The organism is Chromohalobacter sp. HP20-39 (genome assembly GCF_033052815.1).
In the GTDB taxonomy this organism is placed as follows: Bacteria; Pseudomonadota; Gammaproteobacteria; order Pseudomonadales; family Halomonadaceae; genus Chromohalobacter.
Genome location: NZ_JAWHTP010001148.1, coordinates 1 through 237, shown reverse-complemented (window position 1 = coordinate 237; position 237 = coordinate 1). Strand labels below are relative to the sequence as shown.

General features: G+C 77.6%; 1 protein-coding gene. It reads right to left on the bottom strand.

Annotated features, from left to right (window positions below; all coding sequences use genetic code 11):
• On the bottom strand, nucleotides 1-201 hold a 201-nt coding region (locus RVY79_RS21485), incomplete at its 3' end, for a hypothetical protein (RefSeq protein ID WP_317466650.1).
• Between the last annotated feature and the right edge of the window lie 36 nt (nucleotides 202-237).

Below are 237 nucleotides of genomic sequence, written 5' to 3'. Positions count from 1 at the left end.
CACGGCGACGAGGCTCCCCTCGCGGCCGAGGGCACGGGTCAGGGCCTCTGAGAGCGTCGCCGGACCGCGCCGGTCCTCGGTCTCGACGATCAGGATCCGGCGGCCGGACTGGGCCCCCGGGTCGCGGGGCGCTGCGGCGATGCGCGCGACGAGGGGCGCAAGGTCGAAGGCCTCGGCGGTGCCGGCAGACGCTTTCGCCACGGGTGCCGTCGTCGCGGAGGCGGCTGCGGCCTCCGA